We start from the raw sequence: 279 nt of genomic DNA on the forward strand, positions 1-279 counted from the left end.
ATGCCGATATTGCCATCGATGAGGTGTTTTTCATCCATCCGAACGGCACGGAATACCCGGTGCTCTTCGGCGGCAACGCGGCCGCGACCGTGACGGCGTCGACCGGCATTGTCTACGGGCAAGTGACGCTGCCAAGCGCCCTGCCGGCCTGGTCTGTCTTCGGCATCCGAACGGTGTGGCACGGTACGATCGGGCAGACCTATATTGGCGGCTATCGCTGCCAGCGCCATCGGGGCGAAAAATATTGGGCCGCCGCCGATCTGACGTCAATTCGGGCGC

Annotated in this window: 1 pseudogene; it reads left to right on the forward strand. The window is 62.7% G+C overall.

The features are described from left to right. Positions 1-279 (forward strand): annotated as a pseudogene (locus AF337_RS32890) (hypothetical protein); the annotation flags it as partial.

Source organism: Rhizobium ecuadorense, from assembly GCF_001187535.1.
Classification (GTDB): domain Bacteria; phylum Pseudomonadota; class Alphaproteobacteria; order Rhizobiales; family Rhizobiaceae; genus Rhizobium; species Rhizobium ecuadorense.